The 6575-nt window shown below is 69.8% G+C and carries 5 protein-coding genes and 1 pseudogene; 2 read left to right on the plus strand and 4 right to left on the minus strand.

All coding sequences use genetic code 11. The features are described from left to right. Both B7X32_RS16910 and rfbA read right to left on the minus strand, forming a co-directional pair. The coding region (locus B7X32_RS16910) for a rhamnan synthesis F family protein (RefSeq protein WP_292722252.1) at positions 1-1610 on the minus strand (1610 nt) is incomplete at its 3' end. Between the two features lie 26 nt (positions 1611-1636). Continuing rightward, positions 1637-2527: a glucose-1-phosphate thymidylyltransferase RfbA gene (rfbA, locus tag B7X32_RS16915; protein WP_292722255.1), complete on the minus strand. Its 891-nt coding sequence runs from the start codon at positions 2525-2527 to the stop codon at positions 1637-1639. A gap of 92 nt (positions 2528-2619) precedes the next feature. On the opposite strand from rfbA, the gene rfbB reads away from it, so the two are divergent. Together rfbB and B7X32_RS16925 are read left to right on the plus strand one after the other, a co-directional pair. After that, entirely contained in the window at positions 2620-3618 is a 999-nt protein-coding gene (rfbB, locus tag B7X32_RS16920) for a dTDP-glucose 4,6-dehydratase (protein WP_292722259.1), read from the plus strand. Then, positions 3618-5027 (plus strand): bifunctional dTDP-4-dehydrorhamnose 3,5-epimerase family protein/NAD(P)-dependent oxidoreductase, encoded by a 1410-nt coding sequence (locus tag B7X32_RS16925; protein ID WP_292722262.1) that lies wholly within the window; start codon positions 3618-3620, stop codon positions 5025-5027. The genes rfbB and B7X32_RS16925 overlap by 1 nt, the downstream gene beginning before the upstream one ends. Here the strand turns inward: B7X32_RS16925 and B7X32_RS16930 are convergent. Together B7X32_RS16930 and B7X32_RS16935 are read right to left on the minus strand one after the other, a co-directional pair. Next, positions 5015-6217, minus strand: a complete 1203-nt coding sequence (locus B7X32_RS16930) for an acyltransferase (protein ID WP_292722264.1) — start codon at positions 6215-6217, stop codon at positions 5015-5017. The two genes, B7X32_RS16925 and B7X32_RS16930, sit on opposite strands and share 13 nt — an antisense overlap. Before the next feature lie 85 nt (positions 6218-6302). Then, positions 6303-6575 (minus strand): annotated as a pseudogene (locus tag B7X32_RS16935) (hypothetical protein); the annotation flags it as partial.

Raw genomic sequence — 6575 nt, forward strand, 5'->3', positions numbered from 1 at the left:
GCGTGCTCCCGGTTCAGCACCGTCCGGGAGTGATATCCCGCCTCGGCCGCGGTGATGGCGAGCAGCCGCTCCTGCACGCGCGTCAGCTCGATCCAGCGCGCGCGTCGCGCACGGTGGTAGTCGCTCACGGTCCAGCCGCGCTCCACGAACGCCCGCAGCGCCTCGGGCCGTGCGATCCACATCCCGCCGAAGGGCGCGAGCGGGGAGACCTCGTCCCGCGGGACCTTGATCCCGAGCTCTTCGATCAGCTGCTCGGCCGGCTCCCGATAGGTGCCCCAGCCGCGCCCCATCGTGCCGTAGCCGATGTGCACCATGGGCGGGAAGACCATGCCCAGACCCGGCTCCCGCCGGAAGAGGTCGTAGATGCCCTGCACGTACCCCGGGCTGCTCAGCAGGTTCTCGAGCTGATAGCGGCGGCTGTATTCGCGCACGTTGAGAGTCTTGCGACGCGGGTCGCGTCCGTGGATCCGGATCACGAGATCGTATGCGTCGGACAGCATGATGTCCTTGCAGCCGATCAGCATCGCGCCCATGTCGCGGCCACCGGGGACCCAGGTCACGCGGACGACGGCACGGCGCGCCCACTCGCGGTTGCTCTTGCGCAGCCGCGCGCGCAGCTTCGTGGCCTTGCGTCCGTCCGTCGTGGTCACGACGAGATCGAACTCCCCCGGGATCTGACGCAGGTGCTCGGCGAGCTCGTCGACGAAGTCGAGGTGCGGGATGTGCGCGATCACGCAGACCCGCAGCGGCGTCAGGGTCGCGTCCTCGTCCACGGACGCCGCATCGGGGAGCACCTCGAGCATGCCGGCCAGCGCGTTGAGCGCCGCGGGAGCCGTCGTCCGCACCACCGAGCGCCAGAGCTCGGCGACGGGATACCCTCGCCGCTCGATCTCGGCGATGATGGGGCGCACCAGCACCGCGAAACGATCGAGAAGCGGCGGGTACTGCGCGAAGACCGACCGGAGCAGCACAGGGCATCCGGCCTGAATCAGGATCCCCGGTGCGAGCAGACCGGGGTTCCCGCGCGGACCGAGGGTCGCGGGGAAGCCAGCTCCGCCGCGCGCGCCCCGCGCGAGGAAGTGCTCGGCGAACTCGTCCTCCGAGTGCGCGGGCGGCGCCGCCCAGTACTCGCGCCAGGGCGAGGTGTCGACGAGGGCGCCGCGGACGACCGTCCAGGTCCAGGGCGCTCTGACCTCCGGGAACCCCTCGAGCGGGAAGGACTCGGGGTGGCGATCCGTGGTCTCGATCAGCCTCCAGACCCCTGCATCCGCCATCGCGGGCTGCTCCAGGACGTCGTCGAGCGTTCCGATGGGGCCGAACCAGCTGTTGCCGGTGAAGACGATCTCGTCGCCGGCGCCTGCGCGCTCCGTGCGCACGGCCTCGCGATACGCGCGAGCGTCGACGGCGGGCCCATCGTGGTCCACGATGCGATCGCACAGCAGGGCCACCGCCGCGCGGTCCTCGATGCCGAGGTTCGGCTCGACGACGACGACGAGCCGATCCGCCACGTCGCGCAGCGCCGCCAGCTGGTGCCGCGTCGCGCCGTCGGCGTCGCCGCGCTCGGAATGCAGGGCGAACAGCACGAGGCGCCGGGACGACGAGTCCTTCATGACGTCCCCCTTCGTCGCGATCCCGGTCATGCCTTCGGAGCGATCGGTTCCCGGCCCTGGGCGAGCGCCTTCAGCAGATAGGCGCCGTAGCCGCTCTTGATGAGCGGCTCCGCGCGCTCGCGCAGCTCGTCGTCGGTGAGGAAGCCCATCCGCCACGCGACCTCCTCCGGGCAGCCGATGGAGAGACCCTGGCGCTTCTCCACGGTGCGGATGAAGTCGGTCGCCTCGGCGAGCGAGTCGAAGGTCCCCGTGTCGAGCCATGCGGTGCCGCGGGTGAGCAGCTGCACCTGGAGCTTCCCTCGGTCGAGGTACTCGCGGTTGACGTCGGTGATCTCCAGCTCGCCGCGCGCGGAGGGCTTGAGGTTCTTCGCGATCTCGATCACGTCGTTGTCGTAGAAGTAGAGGCCCGGCACGGCGTAGTTGCTCTTCGGCTGCGCGGGCTTCTCCTCGAGCGAGACCACGCGGCCGGCGTCGTCGAACTCGACCACGCCATAGGCGGTCGCGTCGTCGACCCAGTAGCCGAACACGACACCGCCGTCGAGCTCGGTGTACTTCCGCAGCTGCGTGCCCATCCCCTGGCCGTAGAAGATGTTGTCGCCGAGCACCAGCGCCGCCGAATCGGATCCGATGTGCTCCTCGCCGAGGATGAACGCCTGCGCGAGTCCGTCGGGGGACGGCTGCATCTTGTAGGTGATCGAGACGCCGAAGCGGGAGCCGTCGCCGAGAAGGCGCTGGAACGACTCCACGTCGTGGGGGGTCGTGATCAGCAGGATGTCGCGGATCCCCGCCAGGATGAGGGTCGACAGCGGATAGTAGATCATCGGCTTGTCGTACACAGGGACGAGCTGCTTGGACGTTCCGAGGGTGATCGGATGCAGCCGGGAGCCGGTGCCGCCGGCCAGGATGATTCCACGCATGCCCCTATTCTCTCGCATGACCGGCTCGTTCCTGTGAATTCGCCAGCACGCGCGCCCGGTGCGGGGCGACGCGCCCCGCTACCCTGGAAGTCATGCAGAGACTGCTCGTCACCGGCGGCGCCGGCTTCATCGGCTCGAACTTCGTCCACCACGTCGTGGAGAACACCGATCACCACGTCACCGTGCTGGACGCGCTCACCTACGCCGGCAACCGCGCCTCTCTCGACGGCCTCCCCGCGGAGCGGGTGACGTTCGTGCACGGCGACATCACCGACGCCGAGCTCGTCGACACGCTGTTCGCCGACGCCGACGCCGTGGTGCACTACGCCGCCGAGTCGCACAACGACAACTCGCTGCACAGCCCGCGTCCGTTCCTGGACACCAACATCGTCGGCACCTACACGCTTCTCGAAGCGGCCCGGAAGCACGACCGCCGCTTCCACCACATCTCCACCGACGAGGTCTACGGCGACCTCGAGCTCGACGACCCGGAGCGCTTCACCGAGAACACGCCCTACAACCCGTCGTCGCCCTACTCGTCGACCAAGGCCGGCTCCGATCTGCTCGTGCGCGCCTGGGTGCGCTCCTTCGGCGTGCAGGCGACGATCTCGAACTGCTCCAACAACTACGGCCCCTACCAGCACGTGGAGAAGTTCATCCCCCGCCAGATCACCAACGTGATCCGCGGCATCCGACCCAAGCTCTACGGCGCGGGCGAGAACGTGCGCGACTGGATCCACGCCAACGACCACTCCTCCGCGGTGCTGACTATCCTGGACAAGGGCCGGATCGGCGACACCTATCTCATCGGCGCCGACGGCGAGCGCAACAACAAGGACGTCGTCGAGCTCATCCTCGAGCAGATGGGGCAGCCGCGCGACGCGTACGACCACGTGACCGACCGCGCAGGCCACGATCTGCGCTACGCGATCGACTCCACCAAACTGCGCACCGAGCTCGGCTGGACGCCGCAGTACGCGGACTTCGAGTCCGGCCTCGCCGCCACGATCGACTGGTACAGGGCCAACGAGGCATGGTGGGCGCCGTCCAAGGACGCGACAGAGGCGTTCTACGCCACCAAGGGGCAGTGATGGCGGTCGAGTTCGGCAAGCAGCTTGCCGTCGTGGAGACCCCGATCCCGGGGATGATCGTCCTCGAGCTGCCGGTGCACGGCGATGCGCGCGGATGGTTCAAGGAGAACTGGCAGCGCGAGAAGATGACCGCGCTGGGGCTGGCGGACTTCGGTCCGGTGCAGAACAACATCTCCTTCAACGACGCCGTCGGAACGACGCGGGGAATTCACGCGGAGCCGTGGGACAAGTGGGTCTCGGTCGCCACCGGACGCATCTTCGGCGCCTGGGTGGACCTGCGCGAGGGCGAGAGCTTCGGCACCGTCTTCACGATCGAGCTGGATCCCTCCCGCGCGATCTTCGTGCCGCGCGGCGTCGGGAACTCGTACCAGACGCTCGAGCCCGACACCGCGTACACCTACCTCGTGAACGACCACTGGTCCCCGGACGCGAGCTACTCGTTCCTCAACCTCGCCGATGAGACGGCCGCGATCGACTGGCCGATCCCGCTCGCCGAGGTGGAGATCTCCGAGAAGGACAAGAACCACCCGCGCCTCGCGGACGTCTCCCCCATCGCGCCGCGCAAGACGCTCGTGGTCGGTGCGAACGGCCAGCTCGGCCTCGCCCTGCGCGCCGCGCTCGGCGACGCCACGCACATCGAGTACGCCACGCGCGCCGAGCTCGACCTGGCGGACGCCGGGCTCGAGACAGCACGCCGGTGGCGCGACTACGGCACGATCGTCAATGCCGGCGCCTACACGGCGGTCGACCTCGCGGAGACCCCGGACGGACGCAGGGACGCATGGGTCGCGAACGCCGAGGGCCCTGCTCGCCTCGCGCGCATCGCCGCCGAGAACGGCATCACCCTCGTGCACGTCTCGAGCGACTACGTCTTCGACGGCGCGGCCGACCGCCCCTACCGCGAGGACGACGCCCTGGCGCCGCTGGGCGTCTACGGGCAGTCCAAGGCCGCCGGCGACGTCGCCGTCGCGACCGCGCCGCGGCATTACATCCTGCGCACCTCGTGGGTCATCGGCGAGGGCAAGAACTTCGTGCGCACGATGGCATCGCTCGCCGAGCGCGGCATCGATCCGAAGGTCGTGGACGATCAGACCGGTCGCCTCACGTTCACGGAGGACATCGCCCGCGCGATCGTGCATCTGCTGGCTTCGGAGGCGCCGTACGGCGTCTACAACGTGACCGGATCCGGTGAGCCGGCGACCTGGGCGGACATCGCGCGCGCCGTGTTCTCCGCGACCGGGCACGACCCGGCCAGGATCACCGGCGTCAGCACCGAGGAGTACTTCGCGTCCGCGACGGCGCCCGTCGCACCGCGACCGGCGTGGAGCGTGCTCGACCTCGCGAAGATCGAGGACGCCGGCTTCTCCCCCTCGGAGCAGTTCGCGGCGCTGGCCGACTACCTGTCCTGAAGTCCGACGCGCCCCGGGAGCGCGTCCCGGTCGGCCTCGAGGCCCGCGACGAAAACGGAGACCCTGCGGCCGACCGTGCGGGAGAACCGCGCGGACGGCTGCTCCACGACCCGCATGAAGATCCACGCGACGACGAATGCGACCGGGATCGCGATCAGCAGCGCCCGATGCGGTGTGCCGGGAGCGACGTGCACGGCGGCGATGAGGATCGGGACGTGCACCAGGTACAGGCTGAAGGAGATCCGCCCGAGGAAGCGCAGGGGCGCGGATCCCAGGAGGCGTGAGAGCAGGGAGCGTCGCGTCAGCGCCAGCACGATGAGCGCGGCGCCGACCACGACGAGCCCCTGAGTCCCCGCGCGCACCGGCGCGGGGATCGCGGGCAGCAGGACGCGGACGGCGTCGGGGACGCCGATCAGGAGGAGCCCGCCCAGCGCCATGGCTCCGTTCGCGACGGCGCTCCGCGGCCCGGCGTCCTGCCGCAGCATGACCGCGACCACCCCGCCCGCGAGGAACACCGCGCCGTAGGTCAGCGCGGGCACGCTGAAGGCGTTGCCGACCGCGACCGCCAGGCCCGGCACCAGCAGCCACAGGCCATGCCGCCTCCGGATCCGGACCACGAGCAGGAAGGCGACCGGGAGGAGGAGGGAGAACAGCAGCTCCCAGCGCAGCGTCCACAGCGGATTGTTGAGCTTGGTGTCCCCCGTGAGGAGGAAGAAGGAGTTGAGCACGTCGCCCGCCGACAGTGTCGGGAAGCTGTACGTCCTGCCCCACATGCTGGGCGCATCCTCGGGACGCTGCGCGGTCACCAGGATCAGGACCATGGCCAGCACCATCGCCGCCGCCGACGGCAGCCAGAGCCGGAGGATGCGCCGCGGGTAGTAGCTCCACAGGTCCAGCCCTCGTCCGCCGAGCATCGGCCAGGTCAGGACGAACCCGCTGAGCACGAAGAAGACGATGACGGCCTCCGGACCCATGACGAGGTAGCGCACCGGGGTGTTCGCCACGATGCCGACCAGCGGGGAGTCGGGGACGCCTCCGCCGAGCACCACCTGGAATCCGTTGCCCCACGCGCTCGCGAGCAGCGCGTGGTAGATCACGACGATGACCGCGGCCAGCCCGCGCAGCCCGTCCAGCGCGGCGAAACGGTCCCCTTCGGGCGCTCCCGCGACGAGGCGTCCGCCGCCGATCAATGCACCACCATCGCGGCGCGTGCGACCGCACGCACCGCGATGCCGCTGCTCAGGGCGACGTCGCGGGGCGAAGGGACGCGGCGGATCAGAAGGAACGGCATGCCAGCAGTGTATTGTTCCCGACCGCGTCGTTGATCGCGTAGGCGCACACCAGATGGCTCCCCGATCCCGCCGGGATCATCGCGGAGAAGCCGTGCTTGTCCCCCGATCCCGGATATGCGGCCGCGACATCGGGACGGCTCTGATCGGCGGTCTTCGCGACCCCGACGCCGTCGATGTAGAAGTGCACCGCGATCGGGGACGAGGTGTCGGGGTCGATCGCCCAGCCGCTCACCTGCACTCCGCCTGGCACGGCGAC

Origin of the sequence: Microbacterium sp. 13-71-7 (assembly GCF_002257455.1) — a bacterium.
Lineage (GTDB): Bacteria > Actinomycetota > Actinomycetes > Actinomycetales > Microbacteriaceae > Microbacterium.

Excerpts from the sequence above, each read along its gene's own strand:
- rfbA (WP_292722255.1), bottom strand. The coding sequence starts at position 2,527 with ATGCGTGGAATCATCCTGGCCGGCGGCACCGGCTCCCGGCTGCATCCG.
- rfbB (WP_292722259.1), top strand. The coding sequence starts at position 2,620 with ATGCAGAGACTGCTCGTCACCGGCGGCGCCGGCTTCATCGGCTCGAAC.
- B7X32_RS16925 (WP_292722262.1), top strand. The coding sequence starts at position 3,618 with ATGGCGGTCGAGTTCGGCAAGCAGCTTGCCGTCGTGGAGACCCCGATC.